General features: G+C 69.0%; 10 protein-coding genes and 1 pseudogene. 5 read left to right on the forward strand and 6 right to left on the reverse strand.

Annotation, left to right across the window (positions count from 1 at the left end; genetic code table 11):
- Positions 1-41: 41 nt before the first annotated feature.
- Positions 42-1,622 (forward strand): ABC transporter substrate-binding protein, encoded by a 1,581-nt coding sequence (locus tag ACG04Q_RS10650; protein WP_394510895.1) that lies wholly within the window; start codon positions 42-44, stop codon positions 1,620-1,622.
- Between the two features lie 75 nt (positions 1,623-1,697).
- Positions 1,698-3,617 carry a hypothetical protein gene (locus ACG04Q_RS10655; RefSeq protein WP_394510896.1) on the forward strand — a complete coding sequence of 640 codons (1,920 nt, stop codon included), beginning with the start codon at positions 1,698-1,700 and terminating at the stop codon, positions 3,615-3,617.
- 24 nt (positions 3,618-3,641) lie between these two features.
- Here the strand turns inward: ACG04Q_RS10655 and ACG04Q_RS10660 are convergent, their stop codons facing one another.
- From ACG04Q_RS10660 to ACG04Q_RS10670, 3 genes are read right to left on the reverse strand one after another with little or no spacing between them, the layout of a single operon-like run.
- On the reverse strand, positions 3,642-5,021 hold the full coding sequence (locus ACG04Q_RS10660; protein WP_394510897.1) for a sensor histidine kinase: 1,380 nt from the start codon (positions 5,019-5,021) through the stop codon (positions 3,642-3,644).
- A 15-nt stretch (positions 5,022-5,036) separates the two neighbouring features.
- A complete protein-coding gene (locus ACG04Q_RS10665) occupies positions 5,037-5,699 on the reverse strand; it encodes a response regulator (RefSeq protein WP_394510898.1) in 663 nt (220 codons plus the stop codon).
- Positions 5,696-6,064, reverse strand: coding sequence for a PepSY domain-containing protein (locus ACG04Q_RS10670; protein ID WP_394510899.1), 369 nt, complete (start codon positions 6,062-6,064; stop codon positions 5,696-5,698). The genes ACG04Q_RS10665 and ACG04Q_RS10670 overlap by 4 nt, the downstream gene beginning before the upstream one ends.
- Before the next feature lie 173 nt (positions 6,065-6,237).
- Between ACG04Q_RS10670 and ACG04Q_RS10675 the strand changes: the two are divergent.
- A pseudogene (locus tag ACG04Q_RS10675) lies at positions 6,238-6,669 on the forward strand (cytochrome b/b6 domain-containing protein); the annotation flags it as partial.
- Positions 6,670-6,914: 245 nt separating this feature from the next.
- Here ACG04Q_RS10675 and ACG04Q_RS10680 read toward each other — a convergent pair.
- On the reverse strand, positions 6,915-7,877 hold the full coding sequence (locus tag ACG04Q_RS10680) for a cation diffusion facilitator family transporter (RefSeq protein WP_394510901.1): 963 nt from the start codon (positions 7,875-7,877) through the stop codon (positions 6,915-6,917).
- Positions 7,878-8,152: 275 nt separating this feature from the next.
- Here ACG04Q_RS10680 and ACG04Q_RS10685 point away from each other — a divergent pair, with 275 nt between their 5' ends.
- Both ACG04Q_RS10685 and ACG04Q_RS10690 read left to right on the forward strand, forming a co-directional pair.
- A complete protein-coding gene (locus ACG04Q_RS10685) occupies positions 8,153-11,551 on the forward strand; it encodes an EAL domain-containing protein (RefSeq protein WP_394510903.1) in 3,399 nt (1,132 codons plus the stop codon).
- Positions 11,552-11,744: 193 nt separating this feature from the next.
- Positions 11,745-13,307, forward strand: a complete 1,563-nt coding sequence (locus ACG04Q_RS10690; RefSeq protein ID WP_394510904.1) for a methyl-accepting chemotaxis protein — start codon at positions 11,745-11,747, stop codon at positions 13,305-13,307.
- An 18-nt stretch (positions 13,308-13,325) separates the two neighbouring features.
- Here ACG04Q_RS10690 and ACG04Q_RS10695 read toward each other — a convergent pair whose 3' ends face one another.
- Positions 13,326-14,288, reverse strand: coding sequence for a GGDEF domain-containing response regulator (locus tag ACG04Q_RS10695; RefSeq protein ID WP_394510905.1), 963 nt, complete (start codon positions 14,286-14,288; stop codon positions 13,326-13,328).
- 367 nt (positions 14,289-14,655) lie between these two features.
- Positions 14,656-16,251 carry a methyl-accepting chemotaxis protein gene (locus ACG04Q_RS10700; RefSeq protein WP_394510907.1) on the reverse strand — a complete coding sequence of 532 codons (1,596 nt, stop codon included), beginning with the start codon at positions 16,249-16,251 and terminating at the stop codon, positions 14,656-14,658.
- Position 16,252 lies beyond the last annotated feature (1 nt).

Below are 16,252 nucleotides of genomic sequence, written 5' to 3' on the forward strand. Positions count from 1 at the left end.
GCCGCTCCTAAACTGCGCGCTATGCAGTTGGGAGATCAGCGATGAAGCGATGGATGGGGGCGGCCCTCGTGGGGCTGGCGGTGGGGTTGTCATTGCAGGCCGGGGCACAGACGCTGCGCTGGGCCGGCCAGGGCGATCCGCAGACCATGGACCCGCACTCGCAGAACGAGACGCTGACCAACAACATCAATTCGCAGGTCTACGAGCGGCTCATCCTGCGTGATGCAAAGCTGGCCCTGGTGCCGGGTCTCGCCACGGAGTGGAAGCAGACCGGCCCGCTGACCTGGCGCTTCAAGCTGCGCGCCGGCGTCAAGTTCCACGACGGCACGCCGCTGACGGCCGACGACGTGGTCTTCTCGCTGCAGCGGGCCAAGGAGCCCACGTCGCAGATCGCCGTCTATGCCAACGCGGTCGGCGTGGCCAAGCGCGTCGACGACCTGACCGTCGACATCCAGCTGGCGGCCTTCAACCCGATCTTCCTGCAGCACGTGGAGCAGCTGCCCATCATGAGCCGCAAGTGGTGCGAGGCGCACCGCGTGACCAAGCCTCTGGACTTCAAGAACAGGGAAGAGAGCTTCGCGTCCGTCAACGCCAACGGCACCGGCCCCTTCATGCTGGCGAGCCGCCAGCCGGGCATCAAGACCGTGCTCAAGCGCAACCCGAACTGGTGGGGCAGGTTCGACGGCAACCTGCAGGAGGTCGTCTACACCCCGATCGCCAGCGACGCGACCAGGCTGGCCGCGCTGGTGTCGGGCGAGGTGGACCTCGTCAACGACCCGGCACCGCGCGACGTGACCCGGCTGCGCAACACGCCCGGCGTGAAGATCATCGACGGCCCCGAGAACCGCCTCGTCTTCCTCGGGATGGACCAGGCGCGCGACAAGCTGCTGTACGGCAAGGCGTCGGGCGACCGGAACCCGTTCAAGGACGTGCGCGTGCGCCGGGCGCTGTACCAGGCCATCGACATCGAGGCGATGAAGACCAAGCTGATGGCCGGCCTGGCGGTGCCCACCGGTGCGCTGACGCCGTCGGCCAACGCCTCGTTCGACGACCCGGCGCTGCAGACGCGGCTGCCGCACGACCTCGCCGCCGCCCGCAAGCTGATGGCCGACGCGGGCTTCGCCGACGGCTTCGAGGTGACGCTGGACTGCCCCAACAACCGCTACATCAACGACGAGGAAATCTGTGCGGCACTGGCGGCCATGTGGGCGCAGCTCAAGGTCAAGGTCAAGGTCAACGCGATGCCGCGGGCGCTGTACTTCCCCAAGCTGGAGAAGCTGGACAGCAGCCTGTTCCTGTATGGCTGGGGCGGCAGCATCACCGATGCCGAGGTCGTGCTGACGCCGGTGTTCCGCCACCGCGGCGCCAAGGGTGTGGGCGACTACAACTACGGCAACTTCCGCAACGACCGCGCCGACGCGCTGGCCGCGCAGAGCAGCGTCGAGCCCGACCCGAAGAAGCGCGAGCAGCAGATCCGCGGCGCGCTGACCGAGCTGCGCGAGCAGGTCAACGTGATCCCGCTGCACCGCCAGGTCATCCCGTGGGCCGCGCGCGCCAACGTGACGCCGGTGCACCGGCCGGACAACTTCGTCGAGCTGTCCTGGGTGCAGATCAGCCGCTGATTTCCACCGCTTAACGGCCCACCGCGGGCTCGCCCGGCGCGGCACACTGACCTGAGCCCCGTTTCAGACCGTGCCATGCCGTACCGCCTAGCCGCCCTCGCCCTGACCCTGCTGCTCTGCGCCTGCGGAGGCGGCGGCGGGGGAGGCGGCGACGCCGGCACCACGCCCACGCCGACCACACCGCCCACGCTGCGCGGCGTGGCCGCGACCGGCGCGCCTCTGGTGAACGCGCAGGTCAGCGTCGTGGATGGGCAGGGCAAGGCGGTCGGCACGGCCACCACGCATGCCGCGGACGGCAGCTACAGCCTGACGCTGTCCGTCACCAGCCCCGCCGCGCCGCTGTTCATCCAGGCGCGCGGCATGGACGCCGCCGGCACCATGCAGGTGCTGCACTCCACGGTGCCGACCGTCAGCGCCGCGATGGTGGGCCATGTGACGCCGCTGACGAACGCCGTCGTGGCGCTGGCGCTGGGCACCGAGCCCGCGCCGGTGTTCGCGGCCGCGGCCACCAGCAGCAGTCAGCTGACGCAGATGGCCACCGCCACGACGGCCGCCAGCGACTTCCTGAAGACGCTGGTCAAGACGCAGATCTCCGACCTCAAGCTGACGACGCTGGACCTGCTGGCCGACGCGAGCTTCACGGCGAACAAGAGCGCCCATGACCTGCTCATCGAGAGCGTGCGGGTGGACCTGGCGCGCTCCCGGCTGAACGTGCCGGTGCTGCAGATCGGCAACAAGTTCCTGGCCAGCCCGGCGGCCGAGGTTGTCGTGGAGCTGCCCACGGCGCAGACCGAGCTGCTCAAGACCACCGGCGCCACGCCGGCCAACGCCATCACGTCCACGCTGAAGGCCGCCACCAGCGCGACGACGCTGCTGGGCACCTTGTCCGGCCTGGACGACCTGGGCGCCGCGCTGAACCAGCTCATCGCGCAGGGCAAGGACATCACCACCGTGCTGGCCCACCCGCTGGTGACCGGCTACGACAGGCACAACGGCCGCGTGAAGACCGACCTGGGCGCCGTCCTGTACGACTACTCGGTGGCCAACCGCCAGTTCGGCCGCCTGCAGCTGCTGGGCTGCGCCGATGACGCGCCCGCCACCGGCACCTGCAGCAAGGTGCTCGTCGGTGCGCTCATCAGCGACACCAGCGGCACCGTCGTCGACGTGTTCAGCGACGCCGTCAGCTACAACAAGTCCGCCACGACGACCAACAAGTGGAACCTCGTCGGCAATGGCAAGAAGCTCGCGGTGGCTGTGCATCCGCTGGCCTTCGCCGCCCGCAAGTCCGACGGCTCGCCCGACGCCAGCCTGTCGCCCAACCCGGGCATCGGCCTGCAGGTGGAGATCCAGGCGCAGACGCCCGACCCGCTGCCGACCAACCCGCCCACGCAGTTGCTGAGCTCGGCCACCGTGCAGCTGCCGGGCGGCTTCAGCATCCCGTTCGCCTATTGCAGCCGGCCTTGGCTGTGCCTGTCGCCCACAGCGGGTGCCACCAACCTCATCGCGACCGGTGGCGTCGGTGACCTGGCCATCCAGCGCGCTGCCGTGGGCTGGGTGGGCGGCGCGGACAGCACGCGCGGCGCCAAGTTCGTCGTGAACTACACGCTGGGCACCGCCACCGAGAACCGCAATGCCTACCTGCGCGCCGACGTGCTGGGCGAGCCGGCGCTGGCGCGCTTCCCGGCGCTGGACGGGCTGACCAGCAACCTGCTGCTGCGCGCGGTGGACCTGCAGGGCGGCACCTACGCGATCAACTGGGCCACGTGGGCCGCGGCCAACCCGGACCTGCGCCTCATCGAGATCAAGCGCGTGTTTCGCCCCACGGACGGCACCGCGCCCAAGGTGCTGGACACCGCCGTACCGCTGCCGCCCAAGGCCAGCGTGACGCTGGCCACCGCCTACACGCCCACCAGCACCGTCACGTCGGAGCTCTGGCTGCAGGCCATGGATGCCCAGGGCCGGCGCTTCCACACGCGCTACACCGGCGAGCCCTGAGCGGGCTGCGCAGGATAGGCGGCTTCAGGCGGCCGGCAGCGTCAGCACCACCAGCAGCCCGCCGATGGGGCTGACGCCTAGCTCCACCGAGCCGCCGTACAGCGCGGCGAGCTCCTGCACGATGGCCAGCCCCAGCCCGCTGCCCGGCGTGCTCTCGTCCAGCCGCTGGCCGCGCTGCAGCGCCTGGGCCATGCGCGCGGGCGGGATGCCGGGGCCGTCGTCGTCGACCGTCACGCGCAGCTGCCGGCCGGTCTGCACGGCGGCCACCAGCACCTGCGTGTGCGCCGCCTTGCAGGCGTTGTCCAGCAGGTTGCCCAGCATTTCCTGCAGGTCCTGGGACTCGCCGGCGAAGGTCAGGCCAGGGTCGACGTCGGCCCTGATGGCCAGCGCCCGGCCCGCGTGCACCTTCTGCATGACGCGCACCAGCCCGTCGGCCACCGACTGCAGCGGCGTTTTGAGGCCGCCGGCGCCCTGGGCCGCCGCCGCGCGCGCGCGGGCGAGGTGCCAGTCGACGTGGCGGCGCGCCAGCTGCACCTGGTCCTGCACCAGCAGCGGCAGGGCCTGCAGTGCCGCCGAGTCGGCCTGCGCCTGCGTGGCGCCCTGGCCCAGGATGGCCAGCGGCGTCTTCAACGCATGCGCGAGGTTGCCGGCCTGGGCGCGCGCGCGCTCCAGCGAGGCGGCCTGGCGGTCCAGCACGTTGTTGAGGTCGTCCACCAGCGGCTGCACTTCGTCCGGGTAGCGGCCTGCCAGGCGCTGCGTGCGGCCGTCGCGCAGCGCGGCCAGCGCGTCGCGCAGCCGGCCCAGCGGCGCCAGCCCCAGCGTGACCTGCAGCAGCGCACCCGCGGCCAGCAGCAGCAACAGGAGCAGCAACGCCGCCAGCAGCACGCGGTCGAACCGGTCAGCGGCCTGCGCCAGCGGTCCCGTGCCGGCCGCCACCATGACGCGCCAAGGCGTGGCAGCGCCCTCCGCCTGCAGCCCGCGCTCGATCAGCAGCAGCGGTTCGGCGCGGTGGTTGAGCACTTCGTGCACGTGCAGCTCGCCCGTGGCGGGCGCGTCGCGCGGCGCGGCGAGGTCCTCGTCCCACAGCGAGCGGGAGCGCAGCAGCCCCGGCCGGCCGTGCGCGCCGGCACCGTCGACCTGCCAGTACAGGCCGGAGTGGGGGCGTGTCCAGCGCGGGTCGGACAGCCGGGTGGCGTCCAGCACCGGCTGGCCCTGGGCATCCACCTCCAGCCGGGCGATGACCTGGTCCAGGTCGGCCGTCAGGCGCTCGATGAACTGCTGCCGCACATGGTCGCGGAAGAGGGCGGACAGCAGCACGCCCGCGGCCACCAGCGTCAGCCCCGCGGTGAGCAGTGTCACGCCCAGCAGGCGGTGCCGCAGCGAGCGCAGGGCGGGCAGGGTCAACGCGGCTCCCGGCCTTCAGGCGGCCGGCACGAGCCGGTAACCCAGGCCACGAACGGTCTCGATGAGGCCGGCGCCCAGCTTGCGCCGCAGCCGGCCCACGAACACCTCCACCGTGTTGGAGTCACGGTCGAAGTCCTGCGCGTACAGGTGCTCCACCAGCTCGCCGCGCGACACCACCTGCCCCGCGCGGTGCATCAGGTAGGCCAGCAGCCGGTACTCGTGCGCCGTGAGGCCGACGGTGGCACCCCGCTGCGTGACGGTGCCGGTGCGGGTGTCCAGCGTGATGTCGCCTTGCTGCAGCAGCGGCGACGCCAGCCCGTGCGAGCGGCGCACCAGCGCGCGCAGCCGCGCGAGCAGCTCCTCGGTGTGGAAGGGCTTGGCCAGGTAGTCGTCCGCGCCGGCGTCGATGCCGGCCACCTTGTCGTGCCAGCTGTCGCGGGCGGTCAGGACCAGCACCGGCATGGCCCGGCCCTGGGCGCGCCAGCGCTGCAGCACGGTCAGGCCGTCCAGTTGCGGCAGGCCGAGGTCGAGCACGACGGCGTCGCAGGGCTCCGTCATGCCCAGGTGCAGCGCCGCGGCGCCGTCTGCGGCCTCGTCGACGGCATAGCCGGCCTGCGCCAGCGTCTGCACGAGCTGCGACCGCAGCACCGCGTCGTCCTCGACGAGCAGCACCCTCATGGCCGGCGCTCCGGCGCGGAGGCGGGCGGTGGCTTGTCGCCGGGGGCTGGGCGTTGCCGGGTGCTGACGATCTGGCCGGTCCGGGCGTCCACGTCCAGGCGCAGCAGCCGGCCGCCGGCTTGCAGCAGCTTGAGCTCGTAGATCCAGCGGCCGTCCTCGCGTTCCAGCTCCACCTCCAGCACGTCGCCCGGGTGGCTGCGCTGCACCTTCTCCAGCACCTGCTGCAGCGGCAGCACTTCGCCAGCCTTCAGCGCGGCGCGGGCCCGGTCGTGATCGTGCTCGCGCCGGTCGTCTGCGCCGGCCGCGGCGAGCCACAGCGCGGCGACGCAGGGCAGGAGGGCGCGGGGCCAACGTGGCGGTTTCATGGGTGCAGTGTCGGTGCCCGAAGCTGAACCTAGGATGAACGGGCGGTTCAGCAGGGGTTCAAGGGCGGCGGCCCACGATGGCGGCGTCACGCAAGGAGTACCCGATGACCTCGACGACCACCCCCGACGCCCCTGCCGCCGGTCATGCGCCAGCCGCGCGCCCGGCGCGGCTGATGATCGACGCCCCCACGCGGGCTTTCCACGGGCTGTTCGCGCTGAGCTTCGCTGGCGCCTGGCTCACCGCCGAGTCCGAGCGCTGGCATGGCCTGCACGTGACGCTGGGCTATGCCTTTGGCGGGCTGCTGCTGTTCCGCCTGGTCTATGGCCTGGTCGGGCCTCGCCAGGCACGGCTGGCCCGGCTGTTGCAGCGCGTGTCGGGCCTGGGCGACTGGCTGCGCCAGGCCGGCGCCGGCCGGCCCGACCTGCCCCGTGCCGCCACGCTGGCCATGGGTGCGGCGATGTTGCTGCTGCTGGCGCTGGCCGGGCCGCTGGTGCTGTCCGGCTATGCCGGCCACGTCGACTGGCTGGGCCTGGAGGACGCGATGGAGGAGGTACACGAGTTCTTCGCCAACACGGCACTGGCGCTGGTGGCCGCGCACCTGGGTCTGATCGCGCTGCTGTCGGTGCTGCGGCGGCGCAATCTCGCGGCGCCCATGCTGACGGGCCGCACGCCGGGCCCGGGCCCGGATCTCGTCCGCGCCAACCGCGGCTGGCTGGCGCTGCTGCTGGTGGCGGGCTGCGTCGGGTTCATCGGCTGGCATACCGCGCAGGGCGACGCGCGTGGCGCGTCGGCGCCGCACGGCGAGCACCGCGTGGGCACCACGACGATGATGACTGACGCCTTCGCGGCTCAGGGCGTCGGCGCGGAAGCCACCTTGTCGTGGTCGCGGTCCGGCCGGTGCCAGGGGTCCACGTGCGTCATCAGGTTCAGCACCCGGTGGCGTTGCATCACGCGGCGCCGGGCCTCCACGGCGATGTCGTGGCCGGCCTCCACGGTCAGCGTCGCGTCGACCTCGATGTGCGCATCCACCACCACCATGTCGCCCATCTTGCGGGTGCGGATGTCGTGCACGCCCATGATGCCGGGCGTGCCGGCCAGCGTCTGGCGGATGGCCGCGACTTCCTCGTCGTCCACCGCGCGGTCCATCAGGTCGTGCAGCGCGTCCCAGCCGAATGCCCAACCCATCTTCGTGACCATGAAGCCGACGATGGCGGCGGCGATGGGGTCGAGGATGGGGTAGCCGGCCAGGTTGCCGATGATGCCCAGGCCCACCACCAGCGAGGATGCGGCGTCGGAGCGCGCATGCCAGGCGTTGGCCACCAGCATGCTGGACTTGACCCGCTTGGCCACGGCCAGCATGTAGCGGAACAGCAGCTCCTTGGCCGCCAGCGCGCCCAGCGCCACCCACAGCGCCGCCAGGTGCACCTGCGGGATGGCGTCCGGCTGCTCCAGCTTGACGGCGGCGGTCCACAGCATGCCCAGGCCCACGCCCAGCAGCAGCAGGCCCAGCACCAGCGAGGCCGCCGTCTCGTAGCGGTGGTGGCCGTAGGGATGGTCCGCGTCGGCGTCCTTCTGGCTGTGGTGGTTGGCCAGTAGCACGACGAAGTCGGCGACGAGGTCGGACAGCGAATGCACGCCGTCCGCCACCAGCGCCTGCGACTTGGTCAGCACACCCGCGACGATCTGCGTCGTGGTGAGCACCAGGTTGACGACCACGCTGACCCAGGTGCTGCGCGAGGCGGCCGCGGCACGCTCGGCCTGGGTGTGCTCGGAGGCCTCGGAGTCTTCGCTGGCGGGCGGGTAGGGGGTCACGGGCGGTTCGGTGGTAGGGCCGCGCAGGCCGCGGCAACGCCGCAGGATAGTGGGTGATGGCTGAACCTTCGATGAACGGCCCCTCGCGGCGCACGGCGCCGGACCGGGCGGCGGGCGTGCACTAATGCGCAGAAGCGCGCGGGGCACTCGGTCGTGCAGGCGCTGTCCGAAGTATTCACATTGACCGGTGCGCGGTCCTGTCCCAACCTTGCAATCGGTTGTAGTTGGTGTGTGCCGCTGGAACCTCTGTCCGTGTTGCTCGCAAGAAGGTTCCCATGCCCGCTGCCCCTCTGCCGCTCGATGAGATTGACCGACTGAAGTCGCTTTACCGGCTGCATGTACTCGACACCGCGCCGGAACAGGAGTTCGATGCGCTGGTCGAGGCGGCTGCGCTGACCTGTGGCGTGCCCATCTCGCTGATCAGCCTGATCGACGAGGGGCGGCAGTGGTTCAAGGCGAATGTCGGCCTGCCCGGCGTCACGGAAACACCGCGGGACCTGGCGTTCTGCGCGCACGCCATCTTGCAGGAGGGCATCTTCGAAATTCCGGACGCTGCGCTCGACCCGCGGTTCGCCGAGAACGAACTGGTGACCAGTGATCCGAACATCCGCTTCTATGCCGGCGCGCCGTTGAAGCTGAACGATGGCACCCACGCAGGCACGCTGTGCGTCATCGACCGTCAGCCCCGCAAGCTCGACGAGACCCAGCGTGACGTTCTGCGCCATCTGGCGCGCGCCGCAGTCCAGGCGCTGGAGGGGCGCCGGGCCCTGAAGGCCGAGCGGGAACTCGGCCTGCAAGTCGTCGCCGCTTCCGCGTCGCTGGGCGAGAGCCAGGCTCGATTCCGCGCACTCAGCGATGCGTCGCCGCTGGGCGTGTTCGCCACCGATCAGGAGGGCAACTGCACCTACACCAACGCCAAGTGGCAGGAGATCTATGGCCTGAGCCTGGCCGACAGTCTCGGCAAGGGCTGGGCGTCGACGCTGCATCCCGACGACAAGGGGACCGTCTTCGGCGAGTGGCAGCGCGCGGCCCTTTCGGGGGGCGAATTCGATATGGAGTTCCGCATCCTGCATCCGTCGGGTGGCGAGCGCTACGTACGCTCCCGGGCCCGGGCTGTCCAGTCTTCGGCCGGGCAGGTCACGGGGTACGTCGGCTCGGTGGAAGACGTGACCGAGGCGCGCGCCATCCAGGTGAGACTGCTCGCCAAGCAGCGACGCCTGGCCGGCGTCATCGAAGGGACCGGTGTCGGGACATGGGAATGGAACCTGCAGACCGGGCAGGTGTCGCTCAACGAAAAAGGCATGCTGATTGCCGGGAGCTGCACCGCGCAGTTCGGCACGCTGCGCGCCAACCATTGGCGAGACTCGATTCATCCGGACGACCGCAAGCGGGCGGAAACGCTGCTCGAAAAGCATGTCGCCGAGGGGACGGAGCGCTACGAATGCGAGCTTCGGGTGCGTCAACCCGCCGGCGGCTGGATCTGGATCTTGGAGCGGGGCCGCGTGCTGAGCTGGACTGCCGATGGCAAGCCCGAGTGGATGTTCGGCACTCAGCTGGACATCACCGCCCGCAAGGAGCAGGAAGAAGCCCTGCGCAAGAGCGAGGCGCTCATGAATCGCACCGGCGAGGTGGCCGGTGTGGGGGGCTGGGAGTTGGATCTGGCCTCCGGATCGCTGATGTGGACCGCCCAGACACGCATCATCCATGGCGTGCCTCCGGACTACACGCCAACGCTGGACACGGCGATCAACTTCTATGCACCCGAAGCGCGGCCGGCCATTCAGGCCGCGGTCCAGCGGTCGATGGCCACCGGCCAGGGCTGGGACCTCGAGCTTCCGTTGGTGCGTGCCGATGGCACGCCGATCTGGGTGCGCGCGGTCGGCGGCGTGGAGTTCGAAGGGGACAAGCCCGTGCGGTTGCTGGGCGCCTTCCAGGACATCACGCAGCGCCGAGCGCTGCACACTGAGCTGGCAGACCAGCACGAGCTGCTGAAGGTGACGCTCCAATCCATCGGTGATGCGGTCATCACCACGGACCGCGACGGCCGGGTCACGTGGCTGAACCCCGTGGCAGAGCGCATGACCGGCTGGATCAACGCCGAAGCGATCGGGCAGCCGGTGGGCATCGTGTTCCACATCGTCAACGAGGAGACTCGCGAGCCCACGGAGAACCCCGTGGCAACCTGTCTCGACCAGGGCAAGGTGGCTGGCCTGGCCAACCACACGGTGCTGATTTCGCGGCAGGGCGAGGAGTTCGGCATCGAGGACTCGGCCGCCCCCATCCGCAGCGAGGGCGGCGAGATCCTCGGCGTGGTGCTGGTCTTCCATGACGTCACCGAGCAGCGCCGCCTCAGCGGCGAGATGACCTTCCGTGCGACGCATGACGCCCTGACCGGCCTCGTCAACCGCGCGGAGTTCGAGAGCCGGCTGCGCCGCGTGCTGAACAAGGCCCACGAGGACCGCAGCGAGCATGCGCTGATGTACCTGGACCTGGACCAGTTCAAGCTGGTCAACGACGCCTGCGGCCACTCGGTAGGCGATCAGCTCCTGCAGCAGGTGTCCAAGCTGCTCGCGGAGTCGGTGCGGGCTCGTGACACGCTGGCGCGGCTTGGCGGCGACGAGTTCGCAGTGATCCTGGAGCATTGTTCCGCCGATCAGGCGCAGCGCGTCGCGCAGCAGATCTGCGAGCGCATGGATGACTTCCGGTTCGTCCACGATGGCAAGCGCTTCCGCATCGGGGCCAGCGTCGGCCTCGTGCCGCTCGACCATCGGTGGGGCACGGCAGCGGCCGTGATGCAGGCCGCGGACACCTCCTGCTATGCCGCCAAGGAGGCCGGGCGCAACCGGGTGCACGCCTGGTTCGACACGGACGCGGCAATGCGTGCGCGGCACGGCGAGATGCAGTGGGCGTCGCGCATCGAGCAGGCGCTGGATGAAAACCTGTTCGTGCTGTACGCACAGCGCATCACATCACTCGGTGACCCGGAGTCCGGCGTGCATGCGGAGGTGCTGCTGCGCATGCAGGACAGCGATGGCAACGTCGTGATGCCCGGCGCCTTCCTGCCCGCCGCCGAGCGGTTTCACCTCGCGTCGCGCGTGGACCGTTGGGTGTTGAAGGCCGTGATCGACTATCTGCATGTGCCGGGCGTGATCTCCTCCGTGTCCAGCCTCAACGTCAACCTGTCGGGGCAGTCCATCGGCGATCGGGCGTTTCACCGGCAGGCGCTCGAGATGCTGGAGGGTGCCGGCGAGGCGATCTGCCGGAGCCTGTGCCTGGAGATCACCGAAACGGCAGCCGTCACCAACATGGCCGACGCCGCGGTGTTCATCCAGCAGGTACGCGCGCTGGGCATCAAGGTGGCACTGGACGACTTCGGGGCTGGCGCATCATCCTTCGGCTACTTGAAGAGCCTGCCGGTGGACTACATCAAGATCGATGGCCAGTTCATCCGGGATGTCGTGGACGACCCGCTCGATGAAGCCGCTGTTCGTTGCTTCGTCGATGTCGCGCGCGTCGTCGGCGTGAAGACGGTGGCGGAGTTCGTGGATCGCCCGGCGGTGAAAGACATGATCCGCGCGATCGGGGTGGACTTTGCCCAGGGCTACCTGCTGCACCGGCCGCAAGCGCTCGCAGCGCTGGTTGAAATGCAGCGGGTGGAAGCCAGCGCCAGCTGATCGGCGTGCCGTCGTCGGCCCGTCACCGGGCCACGCAGCGTGCACTTTTCACTGAAAGCCCGGCGGGCACGCGGTGTGAGCGGCGTCAGAGACACATCCCATCTTGATCAAAAATATCATTTACATCAAATTATCTGACATTCTCTGAAGCATCCCGTCACAAGCGACGGCGCACCATCGAAAGGGCAAGGTCATGGAACGTCTCAGCATCAAGACCCGGCTGTTGCTCGTTTTCGGGCTGCTGGCCGCTTCCACGCTCCTCGTCGCGGCGCTTTCCGCTCAGGCGCTGCATGCCGCCCAGCAACGGCTGGACGGTTTCGTGCACGGGCTTTCACGTCGCGCCGAAGTGGCCAATGCCTTCAGGGCAGCCGTCGATCAGCGGGCGCTTGCCGTTCGCAACATGGTGGTGACGCCGGACCAGCAGCATGTCATGGCCTACGGGGCCGACGCTGAGCTCGCGCATGGCACCGTCGCCAAGCGTCTCAAGGAACTCGAAGCGCTCGCCGGGCCCCAGTCGGACGCCAGCAGCAAGGCGCGCGAGCTGATTGCACAACTGCGCAAACTTGAAGACCAGTACGGGCCTGTCGCGGTCGATATCGTGGCAGACCTGAAGGCCGGTCGACGGGAGATCGGTGCGGCCAAGCTGGTTGAGCGATGCCAGCCGCTGCTGGCGGCGCTGCAGGCGGGTAGTCAGGAGTATCAGCAATACACGCGCGAGCGCAGTGTCGAGCGGCTGGATCAGGCGTTGGAGACGACACACCACGGCTACGTGGTCTTGCTCGCCGGCTCCGCCGTGGCGCTAGTGGCGGCCATCGCGGCAGCGGTCGCCGTGACGCGCTCCATCGTGATTCCCATCAACCACGCCGTCTCGTTGGCAGAAGCCGTGGCCGATGGTGACCTGACGGTTCGACTGACCACGAGCGGGGATGACGAAGTCGCGCATCTGCTGCGCACGCTCGGCGCCATGAATGGCAAGCTCGGCGAGATCGTGCGCACCGTGCGGGAGGGCAGTGACTGCATCGCCAGCGGCACGGGGCAGATCGCCGCGGGCAACGCCGACCTCAGCAGCCGAACCGAGATTCAAGCCGGAGCATTGCAGGAGACCGCCGCCACGATGCGCGAGCTCAGCGACATGGTGCAGCGCAATGCCGAGCATGCCGCCAGCGCGCAGGCGCTCACGTCGGAGGCATCCACGCATGTCATGAACAGCGACCAGGCGGTGCGCCGAGTCTCCGTCGTGATGGCTTCGATCAGGAGCAGCTCCGAGCGCGTCATGGCGATCACGGACGTCATCAACGGCATTGCCTTCCAGACAAACCTGCTCGCGCTCAACGCAGCGGTCGAGGCCGCCAGGGCGGGCGAGCAGGGGCGTGGCTTCGCGGTCGTTGCGGCGGAGGTGAGGGCGCTTGCAACCCGCAGCGCGGATGCCGCCAAGCAGATCTCCAGCCTCATCAACGAGAGCGCAGAGAACGTTCGGCACGGTGTGGTGGAGGTCGATCAGGCCGGCGGCGCGATGCAGACCGTCGTCAAGTCGATTGATCGCGTTCGCGACCTCGTGTCGGACATCGCGGCGGAGAGCCGCAATCAGAGCCAGGGCGTGTCGCGGGTAGGCGCCGCAGTGTCCAGCATCGACGACGCGACCCAGAGGAATGCGGCACTCGTGGAAGAAAGCGCAGCGGCATCGCAAAGCCTGAGCACCCAGGCCCAGCGGTTGGCCGAGGTCGTGTCGCGCTTCCGCGTGCCGGCGTCGGCTTGAGCGAAAGCGCGCAGGGGCTCACGCGCCCACGAAGCGGTTGCGGCCGGTCGCTTTTGCGTCGTAGAGAGCCGCGTCTGCCGCACGCAGCAACTGGTCGGGCTGGCAGTCGGCGTCGGGGTTGCAAGTCGTGAACCCCCCGGAAAGCGTGACATGTGAAGCCGTCGCGGAATTGGGGTGCGGGAGCGCGGCGCTGGCGAACACCCGGGTGATCGCATTCGCCAGGGTTCGCGCGCCCGAGCGCGGTGTGTCGGGCAGTACCAGCGCGAATTCTTCGCCGCCATACCGGGCCACCGAATCCAGCGGACGGCGCGCCAGCTGACGCAACATGCTGCCGATGATGCGCAGGCAGTCATCGCCCGATTGGTGACCCAGCGCATCGTTGTACTGCTTGAAGTGGTCGACGTCGCAGATCATCACCGTGAGTGGCTTTTGAGTCCGGCGGCAAAGCGCGATGGACTCCTGCAGCTGCTCATTGAACCCGCGGCGGTTCAGCAGCCCCGTCAGGGCGTCATGCACCGCCTGACGCTGCAACTCGGCGTTGGCGCGCTGGAGCTCCTGCGTGATCTCGTGCAACTCGCGCTGCATGCGTGCGAGGCGCCGCATCGCATGAAGCTTGGCCTCCAGCACCAGCGGATGCACGGGCTTCGTGAGGTAGTCGTCACCACCCGCGGCAATGCCATCGGCGACGCTGGTCGCTTCGGAAAGCGAGGAGAGGAAGATGATGGGCGTCCAGGCGCCGGTCTGCGTTTCTCGTTGCCGTATGCCGTTCGCAAGCCAGTAGCCGTCGTGTTCCGGCATGACGATGTCGCTCAGGACCATGTGCGGGCGATGACGCTCGAACAGCTCCAGCGCCCAGGCGGCACTCGATGCCTCGATGACCTGGTGGCCGAGGCGATCCAGGTGGTACGCGATGCTGCCGCGGACACTCTCGTCGTCGTCCACCACCAGGATGCGAAGCGGTTGAGGGTGGGAATCAGTCATGAGCGCTTCACGCGGGCGCGTGCGGAAGACGCAGCGCGCCGCAAATAGAACGGATGATGGTGCCCCCATGGATTCCGTCAGGCGAGATCCGTTGCGGGGACAGAGAGTCTCAAATCATGCCTGGTTTCACTCGGACGTCGGGGCAGGGTGGTGTGTGGCACTGCTGCAGACGAGGTCGGACCCGGAGCCAGGCGTAAGACGTATTCCTTGGAAGGTCCCGGCAGGCTGCCAGAGGCCTCGGTCAGTCACGGCGGCTCGGGTCGTTGAATGGCGCATCTCCAATCAGGGCGCAACTGGGGCGGTGGTGGGGATGATTCGGCGGACCGGCCGGTCGAGAACCTGTCGGTTCAGAGCCTGAGGGCGACGCTCAGCGTTCCAGTCTGAAGAAGGCAACTGCTTGAACCAGTTGCTGTGCCTGGGATTGCAGGCTCTCCGCAGCGGCAGCACTTTGTTCCACCAGCGCTGCGTTCTGCTGCGTGGTTTGGTCCATCTGCCCGATCGATTCGCCGACTTTCGTCACCTGGTCTGCCTGCTCGGCGCCAGCCGCGCTGATCTGGTTCACGATGCGATCAACCTGCTGGATGGAGCTGACGACCTCCTTCATCGTGTCACCGGCTTGGTCGACCTGCCGCGACCCGCTCCTCACCTCTTCGCCGCTGGCAACGATCAGTTGTTTGATCTCCTTGGCGGCTGCCGCGCTGCGCTGTGCCAGGTTGCGCACCTCGCCCGCGACCACGGCGAACCCGCGGCCTTGTTCGCCGGCGCGTGCCGCTTCAACGGCAGCGTTCAAGGCCAGGATGTTGGTCTGAAATGCGATGCCATCGATGACGCCGATGATCTCGGCAATCCTGTCGGAGCTGGTGCTGATGCCACGCATCGTTTCAACGACGCCGCCCACAACGTTGCCGCCTTGCTCTGCCACGGAGGTGGCTTGGGTGGCCACACCGCTCGCATCCCTCGCATTCTTCGCGCTCAGCAGCACTTGCTGGCGCAGAAGATCCATCGCGCCGGCGGTGCGCTGCAGCGCGGCGGCCTGGACTTCCGTGCGCTGAGACAGATCCGTGTTGCCGACGGCAATCTCCTGGCTGGCCGTGGCGACGCTGTCCGCCCCCTGCCGAACCTGGGCCACCACGGCAATCAGACGCTGCTGCATTTGAGCCAGTCCCGCCATCAGGCTGCTGTCATCCATCGGCTTCACGGGGACCGGCCGGGTCAGATCCCCTTGCGCGATGTGGCGGAGCTGCTCGGCGGCCACGCGCGGCTCACCGCCCAGTTCACCCAGCATGGCCCTGGACAGCACCGCTGCAAGCATGGCGCCGGATATCAGGCTCACGACCAGCAGCACCCATGTCAGTTGCCTCGACTTCTCGAACGTCGCCTGGGACGCCTGACCGGCGATGGCGCCCGCCTCGAAGCCGGCAGCGGCCAACTTGTCCAGAGCCAGGATGGCTTCGTCGAAAGTCGATTTTCCGGCGCCTTCGCTGATCTCCTTGCCGTCTTCCTGCTTCCCGCCCTTGTCAAGGGCGACCACCTTGGCAGCAGTAGCGAGATAGGCCTTGAGCAGCCCGTCGAAAGCCTTGTGCATGGCCTTGTGCTCTACCGGAAGGGGGATGGCGGCGAAGTCCGAGAAGGCCTTCTCGGCGGCCTCCAACGCTTGCTTCATCTTCTCCTGGTATTCATCCATGTAACCGGCGTCGGCCGCGGTCGTGTGCTTGACTTCGAACTCGCGATGCTCCAGCAGCGCAGCGCGGCCAGCGGCCAGGTGACCGGCACCGGGAAGCCAAAGTGCGGCCAACTCACCCGACGCGCTGTGCACCCGGTTCAGTGAGTAGAGCGAACCTCCACCGAGCAGCGCCGTTAGCAGGATCAGCCAGCCGAACGCCAAGGCGAACTTCTTGGCCGTGGACAGCTCAGAGAGTCGGCGGCGAAGGCGCCCCTGAAACTTGCCGGTGCGCGTACCCATG

This window comes from Pelomonas lactea, from assembly GCF_043555885.1.
GTDB classification, from domain to species: Bacteria; Pseudomonadota; Gammaproteobacteria; order Burkholderiales; family Burkholderiaceae_C; genus Pelomonas; species Pelomonas lactea.

Bases quoted from the DNA above. Each gene is read 5' to 3' on its own strand.
- ACG04Q_RS10650 (WP_394510895.1), top strand. From the start codon at position 42: ATGAAGCGATGGATGGGGGCGGCCCTCGTGGGGCTGGCGGTGGGGTTG.
- ACG04Q_RS10655 (WP_394510896.1), top strand. From the start codon at position 1,698: ATGCCGTACCGCCTAGCCGCCCTCGCCCTGACCCTGCTGCTCTGCGCC.
- ACG04Q_RS10665 (WP_394510898.1), bottom strand. From the start codon at position 5,699: ATGAGGGTGCTGCTCGTCGAGGACGACGCGGTGCTGCGGTCGCAGCTC.
- ACG04Q_RS10670 (WP_394510899.1), bottom strand. From the start codon at position 6,064: ATGAAACCGCCACGTTGGCCCCGCGCCCTCCTGCCCTGCGTCGCCGCG.
- ACG04Q_RS10685 (WP_394510903.1), top strand. From the start codon at position 8,153: ATGCCCGCTGCCCCTCTGCCGCTCGATGAGATTGACCGACTGAAGTCG.
- ACG04Q_RS10690 (WP_394510904.1), top strand. From the start codon at position 11,745: ATGGAACGTCTCAGCATCAAGACCCGGCTGTTGCTCGTTTTCGGGCTG.
- ACG04Q_RS10695 (WP_394510905.1), bottom strand. From the start codon at position 14,288: ATGACTGATTCCCACCCTCAACCGCTTCGCATCCTGGTGGTGGACGAC.
- ACG04Q_RS10700 (WP_394510907.1), bottom strand. From the start codon at position 16,251: ATGGGTACGCGCACCGGCAAGTTTCAGGGGCGCCTTCGCCGCCGACTC.